This is a genomic window from Sphingomonas sp. 35-24ZXX (genome assembly GCF_000786215.1).
In the GTDB taxonomy this organism is placed as follows: domain Bacteria; phylum Pseudomonadota; class Alphaproteobacteria; order Sphingomonadales; family Sphingomonadaceae; genus Blastomonas.
The window spans coordinates 105,001-125,456 of record NZ_JROG01000009.1 but is presented as its reverse complement, the minus strand read 5'-3'; the positions used below and the strand labels follow the sequence as shown (position 1 = coordinate 125,456).

At 64.2% G+C, this 20,456-nt stretch carries 20 protein-coding genes and 1 tRNA gene; 3 read left to right on the top strand and 18 right to left on the bottom strand.

The window, feature by feature from the left end; genetic code table 11:
* Nucleotides 1-20: 20 nt before the first annotated feature.
* The 8 genes from LI72_RS16675 to LI72_RS16640 form a co-directional block, all read right to left on the bottom strand.
* Nucleotides 21-1,130 (bottom strand): methyltransferase, encoded by a 1,110-nt coding sequence (locus LI72_RS16675; RefSeq protein WP_033927078.1) that lies wholly within the window; start codon nt 1,128-1,130, stop codon nt 21-23.
* 5 nt (nt 1,131-1,135) lie between these two features.
* Nucleotides 1,136-2,035 carry an alpha/beta fold hydrolase BchO gene (gene bchO / locus LI72_RS16670; RefSeq protein ID WP_033927077.1) on the bottom strand — a complete coding sequence of 300 codons (900 nt, stop codon included), beginning with the start codon at nt 2,033-2,035 and terminating at the stop codon, nt 1,136-1,138.
* On the bottom strand, nt 2,032-3,765 hold the full coding sequence (locus LI72_RS16665) for a magnesium chelatase subunit D (protein WP_033927076.1): 1,734 nt from the start codon (nt 3,763-3,765) through the stop codon (nt 2,032-2,034). The genes bchO and LI72_RS16665 overlap by 4 nt, the downstream gene beginning before the upstream one ends.
* Nucleotides 3,762-4,769 carry a magnesium chelatase ATPase subunit I gene (gene bchI / locus LI72_RS16660; protein WP_081985160.1) on the bottom strand — a complete coding sequence of 336 codons (1,008 nt, stop codon included), beginning with the start codon at nt 4,767-4,769 and terminating at the stop codon, nt 3,762-3,764. Before bchI ends, LI72_RS16665 begins: the two co-directional genes overlap by 4 nt.
* A 108-nt stretch (nt 4,770-4,877) precedes the next feature.
* Nucleotides 4,878-6,164: an acyl-CoA dehydrogenase family protein gene (locus LI72_RS16655; protein WP_033927074.1), complete on the bottom strand. Its 1,287-nt coding sequence runs from the start codon at nt 6,162-6,164 to the stop codon at nt 4,878-4,880.
* A 61-nt stretch (nt 6,165-6,225) separates the two neighbouring features.
* The gene (creD, locus tag LI72_RS16650) at nt 6,226-7,575 is read right to left on the bottom strand and encodes a cell envelope integrity protein CreD (RefSeq protein WP_033927073.1); all 1,350 of its coding nucleotides are present in this window, start codon (nt 7,573-7,575) and stop codon (nt 6,226-6,228) included.
* A gap of 753 nt (nt 7,576-8,328) precedes the next feature.
* Nucleotides 8,329-9,642, bottom strand: coding sequence for a M20/M25/M40 family metallo-hydrolase (locus LI72_RS16645; protein WP_033927072.1), 1,314 nt, complete (start codon nt 9,640-9,642; stop codon nt 8,329-8,331).
* A 12-nt stretch (nt 9,643-9,654) separates the two neighbouring features.
* Nucleotides 9,655-10,230 (bottom strand): PH domain-containing protein, encoded by a 576-nt coding sequence (locus tag LI72_RS16640; protein WP_052130100.1) that lies wholly within the window; start codon nt 10,228-10,230, stop codon nt 9,655-9,657.
* 220 nt (nt 10,231-10,450) lie between these two features.
* Here LI72_RS16640 and LI72_RS16635 point away from each other — a divergent pair, with 220 nt between their 5' ends.
* The gene (locus LI72_RS16635; protein ID WP_052130097.1) at nt 10,451-12,520 is read left to right on the top strand and encodes a TonB-dependent receptor plug domain-containing protein; all 2,070 of its coding nucleotides are present in this window, start codon (nt 10,451-10,453) and stop codon (nt 12,518-12,520) included.
* Nucleotides 12,521-12,645: 125 nt separating this feature from the next.
* Nucleotides 12,646-13,425, top strand: coding sequence for an outer membrane protein assembly factor BamD (locus LI72_RS16630; protein WP_033927071.1), 780 nt, complete (start codon nt 12,646-12,648; stop codon nt 13,423-13,425).
* A 79-nt stretch (nt 13,426-13,504) separates the two neighbouring features.
* On the opposite strand, the gene argF is transcribed toward LI72_RS16630, so the two are convergent.
* Nucleotides 13,505-14,431, bottom strand: coding sequence for an ornithine carbamoyltransferase (gene argF / locus LI72_RS16625; protein WP_033927070.1), 927 nt, complete (start codon nt 14,429-14,431; stop codon nt 13,505-13,507).
* A 181-nt stretch (nt 14,432-14,612) separates the two neighbouring features.
* Nucleotides 14,613-15,812 (bottom strand): aspartate aminotransferase family protein, encoded by a 1,200-nt coding sequence (locus LI72_RS16620; RefSeq protein WP_033927201.1) that lies wholly within the window; start codon nt 15,810-15,812, stop codon nt 14,613-14,615.
* A 223-nt stretch (nt 15,813-16,035) separates the two neighbouring features.
* Here LI72_RS16620 and LI72_RS16615 point away from each other — a divergent pair.
* Nucleotides 16,036-16,112, top strand: a tRNA-Arg gene (locus tag LI72_RS16615).
* 122 nt (nt 16,113-16,234) lie between these two features.
* Here the strand turns inward: LI72_RS16615 and LI72_RS16610 are convergent.
* The 8 genes from LI72_RS16610 to LI72_RS16580 form a co-directional block, all read right to left on the bottom strand.
* Complete coding sequence (locus tag LI72_RS16610) at nt 16,235-16,702, bottom strand: hypothetical protein (RefSeq protein WP_033927069.1); 468 nt, start codon at nt 16,700-16,702, stop codon at nt 16,235-16,237.
* Nucleotides 16,699-17,391, bottom strand: coding sequence for a DUF433 domain-containing protein (locus LI72_RS16605; RefSeq protein WP_197051947.1), 693 nt, complete (start codon nt 17,389-17,391; stop codon nt 16,699-16,701). The genes LI72_RS16610 and LI72_RS16605 overlap by 4 nt, the downstream gene beginning before the upstream one ends.
* Before the next feature lie 156 nt (nt 17,392-17,547).
* Complete coding sequence (locus LI72_RS16600) at nt 17,548-17,982, bottom strand: hypothetical protein (protein WP_156139667.1); 435 nt, start codon at nt 17,980-17,982, stop codon at nt 17,548-17,550.
* Nucleotides 17,983-18,098: 116 nt separating this feature from the next.
* Nucleotides 18,099-18,263 (bottom strand): hypothetical protein, encoded by a 165-nt coding sequence (locus LI72_RS20730; protein WP_443018130.1) that lies wholly within the window; start codon nt 18,261-18,263, stop codon nt 18,099-18,101.
* The gene (locus tag LI72_RS20105; protein ID WP_156139666.1) at nt 18,208-19,080 is read right to left on the bottom strand and encodes a hypothetical protein; all 873 of its coding nucleotides are present in this window, start codon (nt 19,078-19,080) and stop codon (nt 18,208-18,210) included. The genes LI72_RS20730 and LI72_RS20105 overlap by 56 nt, the downstream gene beginning before the upstream one ends.
* Nucleotides 19,077-19,583, bottom strand: coding sequence for a hypothetical protein (locus tag LI72_RS20545; protein ID WP_231562512.1), 507 nt, complete (start codon nt 19,581-19,583; stop codon nt 19,077-19,079). Before LI72_RS20545 ends, LI72_RS20105 begins: the two co-directional genes overlap by 4 nt.
* 323 nt (nt 19,584-19,906) lie before the next feature.
* Nucleotides 19,907-20,197, bottom strand: a complete 291-nt coding sequence (locus LI72_RS16585; protein ID WP_033927065.1) for a hypothetical protein — start codon at nt 20,195-20,197, stop codon at nt 19,907-19,909.
* Complete coding sequence (locus LI72_RS16580) at nt 20,194-20,397, bottom strand: hypothetical protein (protein ID WP_033927199.1); 204 nt, start codon at nt 20,395-20,397, stop codon at nt 20,194-20,196. The genes LI72_RS16585 and LI72_RS16580 overlap by 4 nt, the downstream gene beginning before the upstream one ends.
* Nucleotides 20,398-20,456: the final 59 nt, after the last annotated feature.

Here is a 20,456-nt window from a genome sequence, read left to right as displayed (position 1 = left end):
ACAGAACGGTCGGGCCCGGTTCAGGCCGTAGCGGCAATCACGCGCGTGACGATCGGCAGCCCGGTGGGTCGCTCGCGCCAGCTGGCAAAGCCCGCCCGGGTCAGCATGGCGCCGATTTCCTGCGCGGTGCGCGCCCGGCCGGAGCCCATGGCGAGCAGATAGAAGCCGAAATAGGCATCCGCCATGGCTTCCGCGCCGCTGGTTCCGGCCATCGGTTCGGCAATCAGCAGCGTGTCGCCGGGGCGCAGCGCCGCGCGGACCTTGATCAGCAGAGCCTGCGCCAGATCGTCGTCATGATCGTGCAGGATGCGGATCAGCGTGATCAGGTCGAAGCCTGGCGGAATCGCGTCGTTGCGAAAATCGCCGGGGTGCGGGTTAACCCTGATGCCCTGTGCGCCCAGCTGGCGCGCGCCGATCGCGGTCACCGCAGGCAGATCGAACAGCCCGAACTCCAGCGCAGGTGCAACCTTGGCCACCGCCGCGATGAACGCACCCGCGCCGCCGCCGACGTCGAGCATCCGCCGGTGCCGGTCGAAGCGCCAGGCGTGCACCACCTGATCGGCAACCATCGGCTGCGATGCCGCCATCAGCTGCGAATAGGGGGAGACCGCTGCCTGGTCCTCGCCCTCGCTGCCATCGCCCAAGGCATAAGGCCAGTATCCCGCCAGTGCCCCCGGCTCGGTGCGCTCGCCGCGCAGCAGCGACAGCGGGTCGGCGAGATCGGAATAGAGCAGATGGTGGTGGCGGATCATGGCGACCGCGCCGGGATTGCCGGTCAGCGCAACGCCCTGGTCGCCCAGCATCCACAGGTCATCGCCCACGCTTTCGATCACGCCCAAGGCCGCCGCCGCGCGCAGCAACCGGTAGGTCGCATCGTCGCCCAGCCGCGCCAGCGCGCCGAGCTCCGCCGATGTCGCAGCGCCCTGTTCGAGCCGGGCGACGATGCCGCTTTCGACACAGGCGAACAGCGTCTGCGAATAGGTGAACCCGGCGATGATATCGAACAGCCGCCGGGCGCGCACCCGCGAGACCGCGCGCGTCAGCAGCGAGCGCGAGGCCCAGGACTGGAAAGCCGGGCTGCCAATCATCCGGTTGCGCCAGCCCACCCAGCGCTGCTTGAACCCTGCCATGGGGCTCAGGCCGCCACTGCGCGCGTTTGCATGGCGAACTCGAGGATCATCGCGGCGAGCAGTTCAGGCGATTCCTCATGGGCCAGATGCCCCAGATCGGGCAGTTCGGTCAGCGTCGCGCCAGAGATCAGTGCGGCAGCGCGGTCAACCGACTCGCGCGGGATCATGCTGTCGCGGCCGCCATGCACCAGCAGCGCGGGCCCTGCGAAACTGGGGAGATCCGCGGCGAATGTTTCCAGATCCCAGTTCGCCATCATGCCGATCGCACCGGCGCAATGGTCCGAGGTGCGAAACAGCTTGTGATACAGCGCAATGCCCCGCGCATCGATCCGCGATCCCGTCGATTTCTTCATGAACCGCGCCACTTCGCCCTCGCTGCTGGCCAGCTGGGCAAAGAGCATCGCCGCGAACGGATTGACGAACAGCGCGCGCGCCATCGCCGGGAATAGCCGAGCAGCAAGGCCCGGAAACGGCATCAGCGCGGGCGTGAGGCCGACCATCATCGTGTCCAGCCCGGTGTCCATCACCATCCGCATACCGATGGCGGCCCCGGCGGAATGGCCAACGATCACCTGGGGTGCGGCATAGCCCAGCTTGCCCAGCAATTCGGCCAGCGCCTTCGCCATGCCGGGCAGGCTCTGGCCACCGGCAATCCGGCCCCGTGTAAAGCCGTGCCCAGGCATGTCCGGGGCGATCACCGTATAATGCCGGGCGAGCAGTGGCAGCAGATCGCGCCAGCTGTGGGTGGCAGCCCCGGTTCCGTGCACCAGCAGCAGCACCGGCGCATCAGCGTTCTCGGGCCCGGCCACCTGGACGTGCCAGTCGAGCATTGCGGTGCGCACAAAGCGGCTGTGCTCGCGATTGGGCCAATCCTGGCCTTCGACCTCCCAGCGTACTGAACTCATGCGCTTTTCCCGAATTGCAGCGCCGATACCGCGCGCTCCACCCCGCGCGCATCGGCACGGGGCAGCGCCAGATAGCGCGCCCGCATCGCCGCGGCAATCGCTGCTGCTTCCGGCTGCGGCCGCGCCGATATGTCGATGACCACGCCCTGCGTTCCCGATTGGGCAAACCGGCGCGCGGCGGCCAGCGCGTCCTCGCCCGCCTGGGCCCGGCCCGGCTGGCCATGCTTGTCGATATTGCCCTTGCCATCGGTGAGCACGGCAACGAACGGCGTGCGCCCACGCGCGGCCTGGGTTTCGGCCAGCTCGGCGGCTGCCGAAAGCCCCAGGGCAAGCGGCGTGCCGCCACCGCCGGGCAGCTCGCCCAGCACCTTCTTGGCGCGAGTCAGCGAGCGCGTGGGGGGCAACAGCAGATCGGCGCGGGTGCCGCGAAACGCGATCAGCGCCACCTGTGCGCGTTTGACATAGCTTTGCGCCAGCATCAGCTCGACCGCACCCTTGGCCTCGGCCAGCCGCGCCAGCGCCGACGAGCCCGATGCATCGACCGCAAAGATCGTCAGCGCCTCGGCGCGCTCCTCGAACCTGCGGATGCGCAAGTCGCCCTTGCGGATGCGCAGCCGCTTGGGCGCGTCCATGCCCTCCTGCTGGCGGCGAATTTCCTGCCAGGGCACGGCGGTGCGCAGCGTATCGATCAGCGCCAGCCGTGCGCCGCCGCGCGGCAGGCCGGGGCGTGCGCCCAGCGGCCGTCCGCGCATCTGCGAGGCGCGCTTGCGCCCCGCCCCGCCCGCGCCGGTCGCGCGCCGCGCGCTGCGCCCCTCGCCAATGCGGGCAAGCACATCCTTGGGGATCGAGGCGAGCACGGCGGCCAGGATCAGATCGTCGAGCTGATCGGGATCGTGCTGCTCCTGATCGGATTCGCTGTCACCCGGGGGCGGTTCATCCTCACCTTCGGGCGGCGGAGGTGGCGGCGGCTCCTCGGCCTGCTGCGGAATGCGCGTGGCGCGCGGACCGAGCACAGTGCGGGCGACGAACTGGATGTCGTCATCGGTGATGGTATCGCGCTCGTCGATGTGCGCGGACAGCGACAGCGCGGCCTGCGCGAAAAGCATGGCGCGCGCAGAATCGATGCCCAGCGCGAGGGTGATGTTCGCGAGGGTCTGGCGGTCAGATTGCGCGATCTCTACCCCCCCTCCCGTGTTCCCGAGCGAAGTCGAGGGACCTTTCACTACCGGTAGCGCGCGCGTCCCTCGACTTCGCTCGGGAATGCGGGGAAGGGCGGTTTCAGGGCCCGAGGATGCCGCCACCGAAAAATCGCACCAGAACGCCACCCGCTCGGTCAGCGAAACAGGCGGCACCTCCTCCTCGCCGCCATCATCGATCAGCACCAGCGCAAAGCCCGCGCCCGCATCCATCGCCTGCGCAATGCGCCCGGCGACCATGCCGCTCAGCCGTTCGGCCATCGGCACCACCAGTAACCCGCCTTCGACCTCCTGCAGCAGCCCGGCCTGTTCGATGCGACGTCCGGCGGACAGGCTGGAGGCGACATCGATGCCGCCGCACAGCCGTTCCTCGTCGATATGGACCGGCAGGCGGCGTACCGGCAGGCCTGCGAATTCTTCTGTCAGAAACGCCAGCACCGCATCTCGCTCTGCCGAGGGACCACGCAACCAGAGGCCGCCCAGCCGGGCCGGCGCAGCGGCGAGCATTTCGGCCGCCAGCAGCGCATCGCTCATCCGAACAGCTCGGTCAGTGCGCGGTCGATCCGCACGGTCGATCCGGTCTCGTCGAGCACGTCGCGGCGCAACCGATGGCGCAGCGCCATCGGCGCGACAGCGCGCAGATGCTTGCGTTCGGCCGACTTGGCGCCTTCCAGCGCCGCATAGGCGCGCGCCGCGCGCATCAGCGTGAGTTCTCCGCGAAGGCCATCCGCGCCCACCGCCATGCACAACGTGGCCGCATCGGTCAGCGTCGATTCGGGCATCGCGACATTCGGCAGCGCCTTCTTGCCCTTGGCCAGCCGCTTGACGATCTTGGCATCCGCATCGGCCCAGTCGGCCGCAAAGGCTGCGCCATTGCGCTCGAGCGCATCGCAGCGGCGCATGATCTCGATCCGCTGTTCGATATCCTGCGGCGTCTTCACCTCGACCGAAAGGCCGAACCGATCTAGCAATTGCGGGCGCAGTTCGCCCTCCTCGGGATTGCCGCTGCCGATCAGCACGAAACGCGCGGGATGGCGCACCGACAGCCCTTCGCGCTCGACCAGATTCTCGCCCGACGCCGCAACATCGAGCAGCAGGTCGACGAGATGATCCTCGAGCAGGTTGATCTCGTCGATATACAGGTAGCCGCGATGCGCCTTGGCGAGCAGCCCGGGCTCGAAGGCCTTTTCACCGCGCCCCAATGCGCGTTCGAGATCGAGCGCGCCCAGCACCCGATCCTCGGTCGCCCCCAGGGGCAGATCGACAAAGGGCACCGGCACCTTGGCGGTCTTGGCCCCCTTGGTCTCGGCGCACTTGTCAGGGCAGCGATGCGCCTCTTCCGGCGCGCAATTGTACCGGCATCCCGCAATCGCCTGCATCGGCGGCAGCAGTGCAGAGAGCGCGCGTGCAGCGGTGGACTTGCCGGTGCCGCGATCGCCGAACACCATCACCCCGCCAATCCGCGGATCGACCGCGCTGATCAGCAAGGCACGCTTCATTTCGTCCTGGCCGACGATGGCAGAAAAGGGAAAAGGCATGGCGATAGGTCTAACAGATTGAACCGCCGCGACAAGCGGGGGTGTCAGGAAAAGTTGACAGTCTGGCCAAATCCTCCCCGAGCTTGCCTCGGGGAGGATTTCAAACCTTCAATCGAAACTCCCCCGCCGCGGCCCCAGATAGCCGAAGAGATACGCCCCGACCTTGCGCATCTGGATCTCTTCGGATCCTTCGGTGATGCGGTAGCGACGGTGGTGGCGATAGATGTGTTCGAACGGGGTGTGGCGCGAATAGCCGATGCCGCCGTGCACCTGCATCGCGCGATCGGCCGCCTCGCAGCACAGCCGGTTCGCCCAGTAATTGCACATGCTGACCTTGTCCGAGATCTCGCGCTCGATCGCCTTGTGCGGCAGGCGATCCATGTCCCAGGCGGTCTTGTAGATCATCCAGCGCAGCATCTCGGCCTGCGTCGCCAACTCCACCAGCGGGAACTGGATGCCCTGGTTCTCAGCGAGCGGCCTGCCGAAAGGCTTGCGCTGCCTGGCGTATTTCACGCTTTCCTCGATGCAGAACACCGCTGCTCCAAGTGACGATGCCGCCTGGCGGATGCGGTTCTGGTGGACAAAGCTCTGCGCCAGCGCGAGGCCGCGCCCTTCCTCGCCCAGCATCGCGCTTTCTGGCACCCAGACGTTGGTGAACGACAGCCGCGGGTGATCGGTGGGCATGTTGAAGGTCCACATGTACTCCTCGATCTTCAGGCCCGGCGTATCGGTGGGCACCAGCAGGCAGGTGATGCCCTTGGCATCGCCATCCGCGCCGCCGGTGCGCACGAACAAGGCGCAGTGCGTCGCGACATGCATGCCAGTGATCCACATCTTCTCGCCATCGATCCGCCAGCCGGGCACCCCATCGCGCGTCTCGCGAACCGCGCGGGTTTCCATATGCGTCGCGTCCGATCCGTGATCGGGTTCGGTGAGGCCAAAGGCGGTGATGCGCTTGCGATCGAAGCCGCCCAGGATGAACTCCTGCTTCTGCTCCTCGGTGCCGAACTCCTCGAACATCGCGACGAACGGGAAATTGCCGACGATCGAATGCTCGTTCTGCAGGTCATTGTGCAGCCCCAGGCCCTTGGCGGCGAAATGCTCGCGGATCACCGCCATCCAAAGGTTGGAGCCATCCTTGCCGCCGTACTTCTTTGGCGCAGAGAACCGCCAGTGGCCGGCGGCATCGGCACGGCGCTGCGCCTCGCGCAGAAGCTCTTCCCAATCGTGCCGCGGAAGCCCGCCGTTGTCGAAATCGGTCCGCGCCCATTCGCGGCGATGGTCGAAAAAGCGGATGTTGTCGTCCGCCTGCTCGAGCGGCTTGATCTCGCGTTCGATGAACGCATCGAGCTCGGCCAGATAGGCGGTCAGCTCCGCCGGCAGCGTGAAATCCATGACGGCATCCTCATCTTATCGTTGGGATGCAGTATGGACAGCTTTACGCGCCCGGCAAGCGTTAAGCGGCCCCGGCAGCCTCCTCGCGCTTGCCAAGGCCCGACCAGTCGACCCGCCGCGTCACATACATCACCGCCGCCAGCGCCACGAACAGCAGCACCGATCCGATGATCAGCGAATAGGCCTCGAGGTTGAGCAGCACGTACAGCAGCGCATACAGACCCAGCAGCAGCCCGGCGATGAAGCCTGCGCGCTTCGCACTGCCCAGCACGGCGGCGCTATAGGTGCTGATCAGCCCGATGATCGCCGCCGACGCCAGCAGATAGGCGAGCGTAAAGCCGATGATCTCGGCAAAGGCGAGCAGCAGCACGAAGAACAGGATCAGCCCTGCGCCGGTCAGCAGATATTCCGCCGCCGCGACCCGCGCGCCTGCGATGATGTCGAACATCAGGAACGCGAGGAAGGTGAAGCCGATGAACAGGAAGCCATATTTCACCGCGCGGTCGACCTGGCTGTAGAGGTTGACCGGTTCGATCAGATCGATCTGTGCGCTTTGCGCACCCTGGCCGATTTGCTCGCCGGGCTGCGGCAACTGCACGATCGCGCGGCCCAATGCGAGGTTGCTGATCTTGTAGCGCGCGGTGAAGCCCTTGTCGGTCACCGATCGGCTGTTGGGCAGGAACTGCCCGGCAAAGCTGGGGTGCGGCCAGTGCGAGCTCACCGTCCAGTCGGTCGATTCGGCATCCGGAATCAGGGTGAGCTGACCATTGCCGCGCACACCGAAGCGATAGGCAACATCGAGCGGCGCGCCGCCGCCAGCGGACCAGTCGGCAAAGGCGAAGAAGCCCGACCCGTTGGTCGCGCCCAGCCCCTTGCCGGGACGCAGCGGCAGCGGCTGGCCGCCAACGCTGATGCCATTGTCGGCAAGCAGCCCGCGCGCATCGGAGATACCAACGCGGATTTCGGCGCGGTCGAGCAGCAGCTCCTCGGGCTTCACCCCGAAGCGGGCGAGGTCGGCGGGGAGCGCAAAGCGCGCACTGCCCTTGACCCGCGCCTCATAGACCACGGTCTCGTAGATCGACTTGGTCCGCCGCTCGGGCTCGACCTCGACCCTGGCGGTGTTGGTAACCGGCGCCAGGAACAGCTCTCGCTCCACGGTCACGGCGCGCGTGCTGGCCTTGCCGTTTTCGGTCACCGTCTCGACCGACTGCTGGCGATATGGGATGACCATCACCGGTCCCGCCAGCATCTGCGGCCCGCCCCAGCCCTCGGCGACGCTGGCGCGCGCGGTTTCCGACTGGCTCTGCCGGTCCCAGACCAGCGCGTAGACCATGAACAGGGGGATCGCGAGCAAGGCGCCGATCAGCACGGTCATGCCCAGCTTGAAGCCGGGGCTGCGTTCCTTGGCCATGCGAGTCGGGTCCTTCACGGTTCGTCGACAAAAAAGCACGGCTGGGCTATGCGCCTGAAGCTGAATCAGGTGTGAACTGCGTCACAGCGAATCGGTGAAGCGTGGGTTAACCCTGCTCTGGAAGCCGGATGTCCCGCCCGTTCGTTGCCCGCTAGCAATTGGGGCGTCCGGCTTCCACTAATCCCGACCACCCGGATAGCTGGGCGCGTACGTCCCTCGACTTCGCTCGAGAACGCGGAGAGGTTGAGGCGCACCGCACCCCATCCGTTTGTCCCGAGCGAAGTCGAGGGACGTACGCGCTGCCCTTTCGGCTAGCCAAGTCACCCCTGGTCATGAAGGGCCGCGATCCCCTGCCACATCCCTTTGCGCCTTCGCGTCTTCACGTGAAAAAAATTCGGTTCACGCGAAGCCCGCGAAGATGTTTGCCGCAACGCCTCCACTCCCCAGCCACCTCAGTTGGCCCCCTGCACAGGCAGGGGGCCCATCTTCTTGCTGCCGTTTGAGGTGCATAGGCAGAAGATGGATGCCTGTCTTCGCAGGCAAGCGGCAGATCGGCATCCCTAACCACCGCCGCTCATCCCTGAAACGAGGTCAGGGCAGGCTCTGAGCCGCGGGCTTCAACTCGCGCAGTCGGAGGACCCGCGCCCACGCCAACCGTATAGCGGGGCCTTCGACAGGCTCAGGCTGAGCGGGATTGGTGCTGATTTCAGCAACGGGATTTAATCTGCTGTTTTGAGCAGCAAGCCCAACCCCTCACCGCTTTTCCATCGCCAACCGGCTCATCAAGATCGCCGCCCTTTTCGCCTGGCGCTTGATGCTCGGCAGATCCACCGTTTCGCCGGGTGCATGCGCGCCGTCGCCCGCCGGCCCCATGCCGACCAGCCCGTCGACATAGCGCGCGACGAACGAGATATCGCCTGCGCCGCGCTTCAAGGGATCGAGCTCGGCCATCTGCTCGAGGCCCAGGTCCGCGTTGATGACGTTGAGCTTGCGCAGCAGGCCGCGATTGCCTTCGGTCGGGGCCATCGGGGGATAGCCCTGTTCGAAGATGATCTCGGCGCTGGTGCCGGGTAGATGCTGGGCAACGATCGCCTGCATCTTGGCCTTCACGCGTTCGGACTGTTCGTCGCTCAAGGTGCGGAAATCGCCGCGCGCCACCGCGAGCGCGGGGATGATGTTGGTCTTGCCCGCCGCCTGCGCGCGGACGAGGTCGGCATCAAGCTGCGCCACCGATCCGCCCGCGATCAGGCCGACGTTGAAGGTCAGCTTGTCCTCGGGCAGCTCGTCATGGAACTGGTCGATGATCCGCGCGAGTTCGTAGATCGCGCCATGGCCCGCGCTGGCCGAGAAGATGCCCGAGCTGTGCCCTTCCTTGCCGGTTGCGTTGACCTGCCAGCTGTAGGATGAGCGCCGCGCGATCGAGCCCATGTCCTTGCCGTCGACCTGGCTCAGCCCTTCGAAATCGAGCGCGACATCGGCCCATTGGCCCCATTTGATCAGGTCGGCGCGCGCGATGTCGATCGGGTCGCCCGCGTCTTCCTCGTCTCCGGTCAGCACGATGGTGATCGTCGCCGCCGACAGCGTACCCGCCGCCTGCATCGCTTCCAGCGCGGCGAACATGGTGATGACCCCGCCCTTGTTGTCCTCGATCCCCGGGCCTTCGAGCGTCGTTTCATTGAGCCGCTTGACCCCCTGGAACGGGGAATCGGGCTCGAACACGGTGTCGAGATGGCCGATCAGCAGCATCTTGGTGCTGCCCGGCCGCCCGGTGCGCGTGGCGATCAGGTGGCCCGAACGCTTGGCCGCGCTCTGATCAACCCACTCGACCTTGAAGCCCAGCTTCTCGAGCTCGGGCGTGACCATGTCGCCGACTTGTCTGACGCCGGCCAAGTTGCGGCTGCCGCTGTTCTGCAGCGTGATCGCCTCGAGCACGCTGATCCAGCGGTCATGGCCCTTGTCCACCGCCTCGACCATTCTGGCTTCCTGCGAAGAGAGCTTGGCATGCGCAGGAGCGGCAAAGGCCAGCAATGCGGTGGCGGCAGCGAGGCCGAACGTCTTCAATGTCATGGTGTTTCCCTGTCAACCGATATCAAGTTCGCGCACGCCGCGCCGTTGCCGGATCGCCTCGACCCGGTCGCGCAGTTCGGCGCGGATCGCGCGTGCGTCGCGCACGTTGGTCACCTCGATCATCGTGCGCGGATGCGGCGCGGCAGACGCCAGCCGGCCACTCGAATCGGAGGATGAAATCTGGATGGTGCCGTTGTCGAACATCTGCTGGATGATCGAGAACGAGACCTTCACGTCCTTGATCCGATAGAGCTCGATCTCTTCCTCGCTGCGCATCAGGATGCCGCGCCGCATGAACAGCCGCTGGTCGTCGATCCAGAACAGGCTGGTCCGGTTTTCGATGTGCGTCCAGGCGATGTACGCCCCCAGCACCACCGCCAGCACGGCGGCGGTCTGCCAGCCATAGCCAGCGTAGATGCCACCCGCCAGCACGGCGAGCGCGCCTGCGAGGATCAGCCAGCCCGTGCCCGATTGCAGCAGAAAGGCGAAGGTCGACGAGCGGAACTCGATCCGCGGCAGCCCCTCCATCCGGCGCACGCCAGAGCGGGCCTCGATCGGGCGGTGTTCGATGATGTCGTGCGGGTCCATGGTGCGGTCCTTCCCCCCAGAGACGATGGTCTTAACCGGCCTCATGGCAACGGTAAACGGGATTGATCACTTGCGCCGGCCAATTGCGTTTCGTCGAACACCAAGGTGCGCCGGTCGAAGCCGATGCGCCATCGCGGCACGGTGGCGGCACAGGGCGACTACGGATGTAGTTGATCGCCCCGGCAGCCGGGCCGCCTCCGAAAAATGCAGGGGAAATTTCGTGAAAAGCCGGTATCTGGTTTCTGCCGCGGCGCTGGCTATCGCCGCCCTGCCTGGCATCGCGCTGGCGCAGGATGCCCCTGCCAGCCCGGCCCCGAGCCCGGCGGCTGCGACCAGCACCACGCCGCTGCGCAGTTTCACGCCCGACTATTTCGATCGCTTCGCGCCACGCACCGCGCTCGACATGGTCCGCCAGATCCCCGGCTTCTCGATCGCCGAAGGCGAGGACCGTCGCGGCCTGGGCCAGGGCGGCAGCAACGTGCTGATCAACGGCGAGCGCTTTTCGGGCAAGAGCAACGATGTCGTCTCCGAGCTGGGCCGCATCGGCGCGGGCAATGTCATCCGCATCGAACTGATCGATGGCGCAACGCTGAACCTGCCCGGCCTGACGGGTCAGGTGGTCAACATCGTCAGCAAGGTCGACCAGCTGACCGGCCAGTTCCGCTGGAGCCCGCGCGTGCGCTTCCGCCGCACCGATCCGCAATATCTCGACGGCGAGGTGTCGATCAGCGGCAAGGCCGGCAAGATCGCCTATACGCTCAGCCTTTCCAACGACAGCTTCCGCAACGGCAATGCGGGGACCGAACGCGTGCTCGACGCCGCCGGCAATGTCACCGACCGGCGCTATGAGGAGCTGTACGTCAATGGCGACCAGCCGCGCCTTGCAGCCGGGATCAAGTACACCGGCGACAACGGCCAGATCGGCAATCTCAACCTCTCGTTCGAGCGCCCGTGGACCCGGATTACCGAGGATTCGGATGGCGAAGTCGTGCGCGACCGCGACTATCTGGAGACCGAGAAGGAGTATAATTACGAGATCGGCGGGGATTACCTCTTCCCCTTGTGGGGCGGCAACCTCAAGCTCATCGGGCTGCGCCGGTTCGAGCACAGCCCGTTCTTCACCCGCATCTTCCTCGACTTCGAGGACCGCCGCCCGCGCGAAGGCAACAGCCTGGCGACGGTGATCGACGAGACCGAAACCATTGCGCGCGCCGAATATGGCTGGAAGGCAGGCAGTGCCGACTGGCAGTTCAGCCTGGAAGGCGCGATCAACAAGCTCGATACCACAGCCGACCTCAAGCTGCTCGACACGACGGGCCAGTTCGTCGCGGTGCCGCTGCCCGGATCGGACGCCGTGGTCGAAGAGAAGCGCGCCGAAATCGGGCTGAGCTACGGACGCCCGCTGTCGTCGCGGCTGACGCTGCAGACCTCGCTCGGCGCGGAATATTCGCAGATCATGCAAAGCGGCGCGGGCGGCCTGACGCGCAGCTTCATCCGCCCCAAGGGCTTCGTCTCGCTGGCGTGGAAGCCGACGAAGAAGCTCGACCTCTCCTTGCGCGTGCAGCGCGATGTCGGCCAGCTCAACTTCTTCGATTTCGTGGCCTCGGCCGATCTCGGTGCGGAGAACCAGAACAGCGGCAACCCCGAACTGGTCCCGCAGCAAGGCTGGAACATCGATTTCCAGGCGACGCAGAACCTGGGGGCGCTGGGCTCGGTCAACGCCAAGGCGTTCGTCAACTTCGTCGAGGACATCGTCGACCAGGTGCCGATCGGCGCGACCGGCGAGGCCCCGGGCAATATCGACAGCGCGACGATCTGGGGATTTTCGATCGACAGCACCTTCAAGATGGATGTGATCGGCTGGACCGGGGTGCGCTTCGACATCGCCTATACCTATCGCAAGTCCAGCCTGCCCGACCCGCTCACCGGCATCCGCCGCCGCATTTCGGGCGATCTGATCCACGAGTTCAGCGCGGAGCTGCGCTATGACATCCCGGGCGGCGACTGGGCGGTGGGCGGCAATTACTTCGACTTCAGCCAGGCCGACGAGGTGCGGCTGAGCCAGCTCGCCGAGTTCCCGATCGAGGGTGGCGACCTCGGCTTCTACGTCGAGAACAAGAATGTGCGCGGGATGACCGTGCGGCTGGGCCTGTCCAACATCATCGGCACCAACGAGGCGTTCCGCCGCACCTTCTATGTCGCCAGGCGCAACGGGCCGGTGGCCTTTGTCGAGGACCGGACCCGCTTTTTCGGGCCGGTTGTCAGCCTCGACATCAACGGCAGCTTCTGATCGCCGCGGTCGTTCATCGCGGATACAGCCGCCCAAATCTACCCGATCAGGCCTGCGGCGAATCCTCGCCAACCCGCTTGATTTGCGCTTGGCGCACGGGTGCTTAGCCGATAAGGGTTGCGGCCATGAACAAGGCGATCAAACTGGCTCTGGCAAGCGCCGCTGCGCTGACCGTGCTCTCCGGCTGCGCAGGCGGCAAGGACAAGGTCAACACCAACTACATCGCGCGCGATGTCAGCACCCTCTATATGGCAGCGAAGGACCGGCTCGACCGCGGCCAGAACAAGATCGCGGCCGAGCTGTTCGACGAGGTCGAACGCCAGCACCCCTATTCGCCCTGGGCCCGCCGCGCGCAGCTGATGAGCGCGTTCAGCTATTATCTGGCGAAGGATCACAACAAGTCGATCCAGTCGGCGCAGCGCTTCCTCGCGATCCATCCGGGCAACAAGGATGCGCCGTACGCCTATTACCTGATTTCGCTCAATTATTACGAGCAGATCAGCGACGTTACCCGCGACCAGAAGATCACCCAGCAGGCGCTGGCTTCGCTGGGCGAAGTGATGCGCCGCTATCCCAACACCCGCTATGCCGCCGATGCACGGCTGAAGGTCGATCTGGTCAACGATCACCTCGCCGGCAAGGAAATGGAAATCGGCCGCTATTATCAGCGCAGCTCGAACTGGCTGGCCGCCACGCTGCGGTTCCGCGAAGTGGTCGACAAGTTCCAGACCACCAGCCACACCGCCGAGGCGCTGTATCGCCTCACCGAATGCTATCTGGCTCTCGGCATTCCGGCCGAAGCCAAGAAGTCCGCAGCGGTGCTGGGCGCGAACTATCCCGGCTCGGACTGGTACGAAAAGGCCTATGAGCTGACCGAAAAGCACAGCGATCTGATCGCCAGCTGATCGGTGCAGCCAGCACGACATGAAAAAGCCCCGGCGCGCGAAGCTCCGGGGCTTTTTATGTGCGTGTCGTTGTGGGGTGTCAGATCTGGCCGAACACCCAGCGCAAGACCGATTTCTGGGCATGCAGACGGTTTTCCGCCTCGTCCCACACCACCGATTGCGGCCCGTCGATCACGCTCGCGGTCACTTCCTCCTCGCGGTGTGCGGGCAGGCAGTGCAGGAACAGCGCGTCGGGCTTGGCGAGCGCCATCAGCGCCTCGTTGACCTGGAAAGGCATCATCGCCTGAAGCTTGGCCTCGGCATGCGCCTGGCCCATCGAGATCCAGGTGTCGGTGACGATCACGTCCGCGCCCGCTGCCGCCTGTGCAGCATCGCGGTGGAAGCTGATCGTGCCGCCTGCCGCCTGCGCGGCCGCGACGAACGCCGGATCGGGATCATAGCCTTGCGGGCAACCGATGCGCACATGAAACTTCATCAGCCCTGCGGCCTCGACGATCGAGTTGAGCACGTTGTTGCCATCGCCCAGCCAGGCGACGACCAGCCCGGGCAGCGCCTTGCGGTGCTCGATGATCGTCAAGAGGTCGGCGACGATCTGGCACGGATGCGACAAGTCGGTCAGCCCGTTGATCACCGGCACGGTCGCAAAATGCGCCATTTCCTCGATCTTGGCATGGTCGTCGGTGCGGATCATGATCGCGTCGCACATGCGCGAGAGCACGCGCGCGGTATCCGCCACCGTCTCGCCGCGGCCCAGCTGCGTGCTGCCCGCATCGAGGATCAGGCTGGTGCCGCCGAGCTGACGGATCGCCATGTCGAACGACACGCGGGTGCGGGTGGAGTTCTTCTCGAACACCATGGCCAGCGTGTGCCCCTCCAGCGGGGCGTCGGGATCGGCCTTGCCCCTGGGCCAGCCATGGCGCACCGCCTTGCGGTCGATCGCATCATTAAGCATCGCGGCGAGGGCATCGTGTCCGGCATCGGACAGGTTCAGGAAATGACGGGTCATTGTGGTCCTTCCCCCCTCTCCCTCGACAGGAGAGGGTTGCGAAGACTTGGGCTTGGCTTGCCAAGTCCTAGTCGGAGCTGGGAGAGGGCGGATGGCAACGGCCCCTCCCTCTCCAAGTTCGCCCAGGCACCCGCGGCGCCAAGGCTTCCTGTCCTCCCCCGCCAGGGGGAGGCGTGCTACGTCAAGCAGCCACCGGCATCGCAAAGTCGCGCGCGCCGGCCGACAGGCGTTCGATGAACTCGTCGACATGGCTCTGCTCGATCACCAGCGGCGGCAGAATGCGCACCACGTTCTCGCCCGCCGCCACGGTCAGCAGCCCGTGGTGGTCGCGCAGATGCGCCACGAACGCGCGGTTTTCCGCCTCGTCCTTGAGCTTCAGCCCCAGCATCAGCCCCATGCCACGCACCGAATCGAAGATCGCGTCGTGATTGGGGATCAGCTGCTCCAGCGCGCCGCGCAGACGTTCGCTCATCGTGCGCACATGGGCGAGGAACTCGGGGTTGTCGACCACATCGAGCACCGCCTCGCCGGCCGCCATGGCGAGCGGGTTGCCGCCATAGGTCGATCCATGCGTGCCGGCCACCATGCCGCGCGCCGCCTTTTCGGTGGCAAGGCACGCGCCCATCGGGAAGCCGCCGCCAATGCCCTTGGCGGTCGCCATGATGTCGGGCTCGATGCCATACTGTTCATAGGCATAGAGCGTGCCGGTGCGCGCAACGCCGCACTGGACCTCGTCGAGCACCAGCATCAGGTCGTGCTCGTCGCACAGCGCGCGCAGGCCCTTCATGAACTCAGGGGAAGCCGGGCGGACACCGCCCTCGCCCTGCACCGGCTCGACCAGAAAGCCCGCGACATCGGGGCCGATCGCGGCCTTGGCGCCTTCCAGATCGTCGAAATCGACATAGCGGAAGCCGGGAAGCAGCGGGGCGAAGCCCTTGTGCATCTTGTCCTGGTTCGACGCGCTGATCGTCGCCATCGTGCGGCCGTGGAACGCGTTCTTGAAGGTGATCAGCACGGTGCGGTTGGGATCGCCGCCTTCGGACTGGTGATAGGCACGCGCCGTCTTGATCGCGCATTCGCACGCTTCGGCGCCCGAATTGGTGAAGAATACGGTATCGGCAAAGGTCGAATCGACCAGCCGCTGCGCTAGATGCTCACCCTGCGGGCTGCCATAGAGGTTCGACACGTGCACCAGCGTCTCGGCCTGTTTCTGGATCGCCTTGGTCAGGTGCGGATGGCCATGGCCGAGCAGGTTGACCGCGATGCCGCTGGCAAAGTCCAGATATCGCTCGCCGCGCTCTCCGATCAGGTAACAGCCTTCGCCGCGCACCGGGCGCACGGCGCACCGGGGGTAAACGGGCATCAGCGGCGTGATCGTCATGGCGGCCTTGTCCTTCCTGTCTTCCGGTCCCAACATGGTGTTCCGGCAAGCGAGCGCGGCGCAGGGGACCGCCGCGCCAAACGTAAAAAGGCGACCCCATCATCAGGGCCGCCAGCTTGCAAGCCCCAGCTATAACGCCGCAAACCCCGCCGGGTCAATGTTCGCCGCACAAAGGGGCTGGCGGCGCGCGGGTGACCTTGCTAATGGCATCGCCTGTCCCAGCGCACCCGTAGCTCAGCTGGATAGAGCGCTGCCCTCCGAAGGCAGAGGCCACAGGTTCGAATCCTGTCGGGTGCACCACATTTCAACGACTTAGCTACCTCCCACGTGACCCGTACGGAATGAGTACGGAAAATAGGCTGTAAATGGTGCCATCCATTGACCGCTCAATCACCGCGCCAAGCTAGCTCCCTGAGGGTGGTCTAAAGCGACTTTTGCTTCCGGTTCGCTTTTTTCAACTTTTTATGCGCCGCCTGAAAATCGATCGCGATGGCTTGCAATTCTCCCGTCTCGTTTATGTTCCAAGGCGGGCGGTAGCACTGCCGAGGCTTCATGGAGACGATACAGGCTTCAATTCTTGCCCACCACATTAGGATATGGGCGGATTGCAGCGCTCCTTTCGCCTGCCCCCATTTTGGAGGCAAATGGATCACTTTTGCACCTGTTCGAAAGACTGCGGCCACTTGAGGGGGGTTTTCTAAAAAGTCCCGGTCGGCTGACAAAATTGCATCGCCGCCGCCTAACATAAACTCTGTAATCCAGTGAACGTCGGGCTTTCCAGCCTGCTCCGCGCTAACAACCGAATCCAGCGTCCAACCGTCCCGCAAAGCAATCTCACGGACCGCCCTGATTATCGCTTCCGCGACATGCTCATCCGCCCTGATTTTCAATTTGCCAGTTCTAGTTCGAAGCGCACAGCATTCTCAACTTGCTCGCGTGACACATTGAACCAGCGCGCCACCTTTTCAAAACTCCCATCCTCAGCTTTCCATTGGCGAAAAAGAGCGTCCGTGGGAATGCCCGCGCTGTCCACTAGTGGCTTGCCAAAAGCTCTTGCCGGGTCGAGTACAATATCGGGGTGGTCTCCGGGTCGAGGTTTCCAGCGCAAGGCTAAATGCGTTGCCGGATCAAATACCACACCTTTTGCGATCGACGCTTCGATAGCGTCCCAAATCAAATATTGGCCGGTAACAAGCTCCCAAGTGGGTTTGTCGCCCACCGCCTTGGACGCTTGCGCCATAACTTTACGCCGGTCAGTTAGGTACTTCACATCCGATAGCGCAAAAGGATGTTGCACGCTCCATTCTTGGCGCGCCAGATCGGCGGCTTTGCGTAACGTTGGCATCGATACACCTTGGCTACGAAAATACTCTATGAAGCGCAGTTCCATCAGATCCAGAAAGCTGACCGTAGCGGTTTGCTTGAAGTCACGCTCAACAATCGGTCCCGATTTGCTATTGGGCCAGCCATTGATCCAGCCGCGAAGCTTTGCGGCATGAGACACCCCCAGCAATCGGGTCGCGTCCCCGATGCTGTAAAATCCCGCAAGCAACGGGTCGCGCTCAATGGCTCTCATCATGCCCATAGACGTACCTTATCGGTCAGGACGCTCGTTGACACCCCCCTTATTTACAATGCCCAGCTATAATGATGATCCGTGGCGAATACGGACAAAGTGGCGTTCGAAGCAAACTCATGTTGCAGCCTCGCAAACGCGACAGCAGAGAACATATTATTACGTGCCGCCGTACGACCGTTCCAGCGCCTTGCGATCGACCGGCGGCACAGCTTGGAGTATCCCTTGCCCTTGGCGTTCCAGCATCATTTCATCGTCTTTCCGAGACCATTCGCATAGCTTTGCAAGGGCTTCACTGTTTCGTTCAATTATGAGATACGCTTGAGCATACGCACTCTCATCCCCAAAATCCCACTGGCAGTCTTGTGCCTTATCTTCCTCAAAATGATACAGCGCCGCGCTATCTTTCAACAGCCCATCTAAATCTGCACACCCACGATCGCGCAAATTCCGATCTACAATTTTTTGCATGATAGGGATGAGCTCTTTTTTGGCAGCCAATTCAGCCATCCTTTTTGAGCAAGTGGCAGGATAAGCCTCGGTTGGCTCAGAGTTACAGCCAGCAAGCCATATTGAAAAGACAACGATCAGCATTGTCGCTTTCATTATGTCACCATCCCTTCGAAAGCGCCGAGTATACCGCCGCCGTGCTGCAAGATCACGTCAGCAGATAGCCGCCATCGATCTTACTGTGGCTAGCGAATCACCAGCTATTCGAGGCTATTCGATGACACCAAAAATGCCAGCCGTCTAATTCGGTTGTTCATGTCCATTGCCTCACCAGACCGCGCCCCATGCTTCCAAGCATTGCGGTTGCCTTCAGGTGCCCCCGGATTGGTGCCCCCGTGCATCCTGCACCGTTTCCGCCCCTTCACTGCTGGCGATTGGCATGCCTGCCCCGAACGGGTCCACGCCAAGCATCGCGGAGCTGAGGCCAGCGCGGCCGGTTGCATGGGATTGTTCGTCGGCTTTTCCATTCGCCCCCCCTGTCTGGATGGTATCGGCAATGACGGCCTGCCCGCCCCGGTTATCGACATGAACATGGCGGATCGTCTGTTCGCCCCCGCGCCGCATGCGTGCCAACGCTTCCATTTGCCCCTGTGAGGCCCGTAGGAGCTTGCTGGCGAGGTTGCCGAGGGTTTGCAACTGCGGTGTCCATTCCGCCGCCCCCAGCATCTTGAGCGCCCGCAGGGTAGCGTCATGCGTGCAGTACATCTCGACTAGCAAGAGCGCTTCCATCTGGTTCTGCGGTGCCATGCTGTCGATGAACGATAGGGCAGCGTTGTACCGCGCATCTGTCGCCGCACCGACCGATTCCAGATAGTTGAGCAGTTCCGATGCCCGCGCATTGACCGGGTCCATGGTGTTGGCGGAAAAGGCCCGCATGATGCGCATCACGCCCTGCGTTTCGCATGCGCCATCAATCTCGATGCTGAGGCCGCCATTTGCCTTCTTGGCCAGCTTCACCTTGGCAGGCTGTCGCGCCTTGCGATGGTCCAGGAGCAATTGCGCTAGCTCGCCTTGTTCGCTCGGCACCAGCGCTTCCCAGCCGGGGATGACCTTGGCCAAGGATTCTCTGGCTTGTTCCAATGTCGCGCCATCAATCATGTCGATGGTGATTTGCTTTGGGGCCGGTTCTGGCTTCTTGGCCTGCGCGGACCGCCGCCGTTTGGGTTTTGCTGCTGTCGTCATGGCTTCGCCTTTCGTGCCTTGGGTCCGATGTTCTGAGAAATGCCGCAGCGCTTGCCGATGATAGGCCCGCCCGGTTCGTGCCGCCGTTGCATGCCATGGCTGTCTAGGATGGCCTGTGGTGCACTCTTGCAGACATAGGCCAGCGCATTGGCGAGATTGACCTCGTGCCCGGCCGGATTGATGGTTTCCATGCCAAGCCAGCCGCCTATAGGATCGCTGCGGATGACGCGCTTGCGATAGGGGTTGCCGGTGATCGATCGCAGCCAGCGCCGTTGCCGCTTGGCGATGATCGGGACCAGCTGGGGCGGGACATGGGCCAGCATATGGCAATGCCCGCCCTTGCCCGGCCCGTTCTCGTGCATCCAAAGCCATGCGGTGCATTCGCCCGGTCGCATTTGGCTGTGGCGCGCGATTGTCTTGCTGAGCATGTCCAGAAACCGCCCGGTTGCCCGCGCCATGTCGGCCAGCGCCACGCCTGCCGCTTCCCAATGCACGGTTATCATTCGGTTGAACGGCAGGCCGATCACGACGGCATGCGCGCTCCCGGCTGTCAGATTGGCGATATGGCCTGCTGTCGGATGGTAGCTAAGCCGATCGGCGCGGTTACGGGCACCGCCGCTTCCACTGCTTTCAGCGAAATATGCCCCGCAACCTTTGTCTAAGTATCTTATTGCACCATGCGTGCCATTCGGCCGGATCACCCGTTTTCCGCCGATAAGAACCGGATCGTCAACGTTTGAAACTTCACCGAAAGTTGACCCATGGTGAAGTTTCAAAACGCCGTCCGGCATGGTGCGGCCTTGCGGCTGGTGCATGCCGGACGCCATCATTTCGCCACCCAAACGATAGCCATCTTGCCGGTAGCATTTGGCCTGCGCTGCCCGCTGTCGCGGATCAAACCCTTGCGCCTCAGTTCGCTGGTGCGCGGCTGGATAGACCAGCGGTCCATGCCCAGCGTTGCAGCGAGTTCGTCGGCAGTAAGGCCAATCCATCCGGCTTCCCGGATCGCGGCTTCTGTCATACGCTGCAATCGGCCCAGCTTGGGGGCTAGGGCGTCGGCGGCCGCCATCGATGTATCGACATGGCGATGGCCCGGCGCATCTGGATAGGTGCTCATATCGCGCCCTCCCCGGCATAGGGTGGCAATCCAGCCTGTTCCAACAGGATCGCCAGCCACTTGGCTTGCCGTTCCGTCATAGGCGTAGGATCGACCGCCAGCTGGCCAAGGAAAGACCCGGCCTTGCGGCTCAAGCGATGATCGCCGGTCAACAGCGCAAGGGCTGCCGCGCGATGGCTGGGAAAGCGTTGCTTAGTCATCGCAGCGCCCCCCATAGCAGAGCCGCGCCATATCCTGCGCCATCCATGGCGAAAGGCAG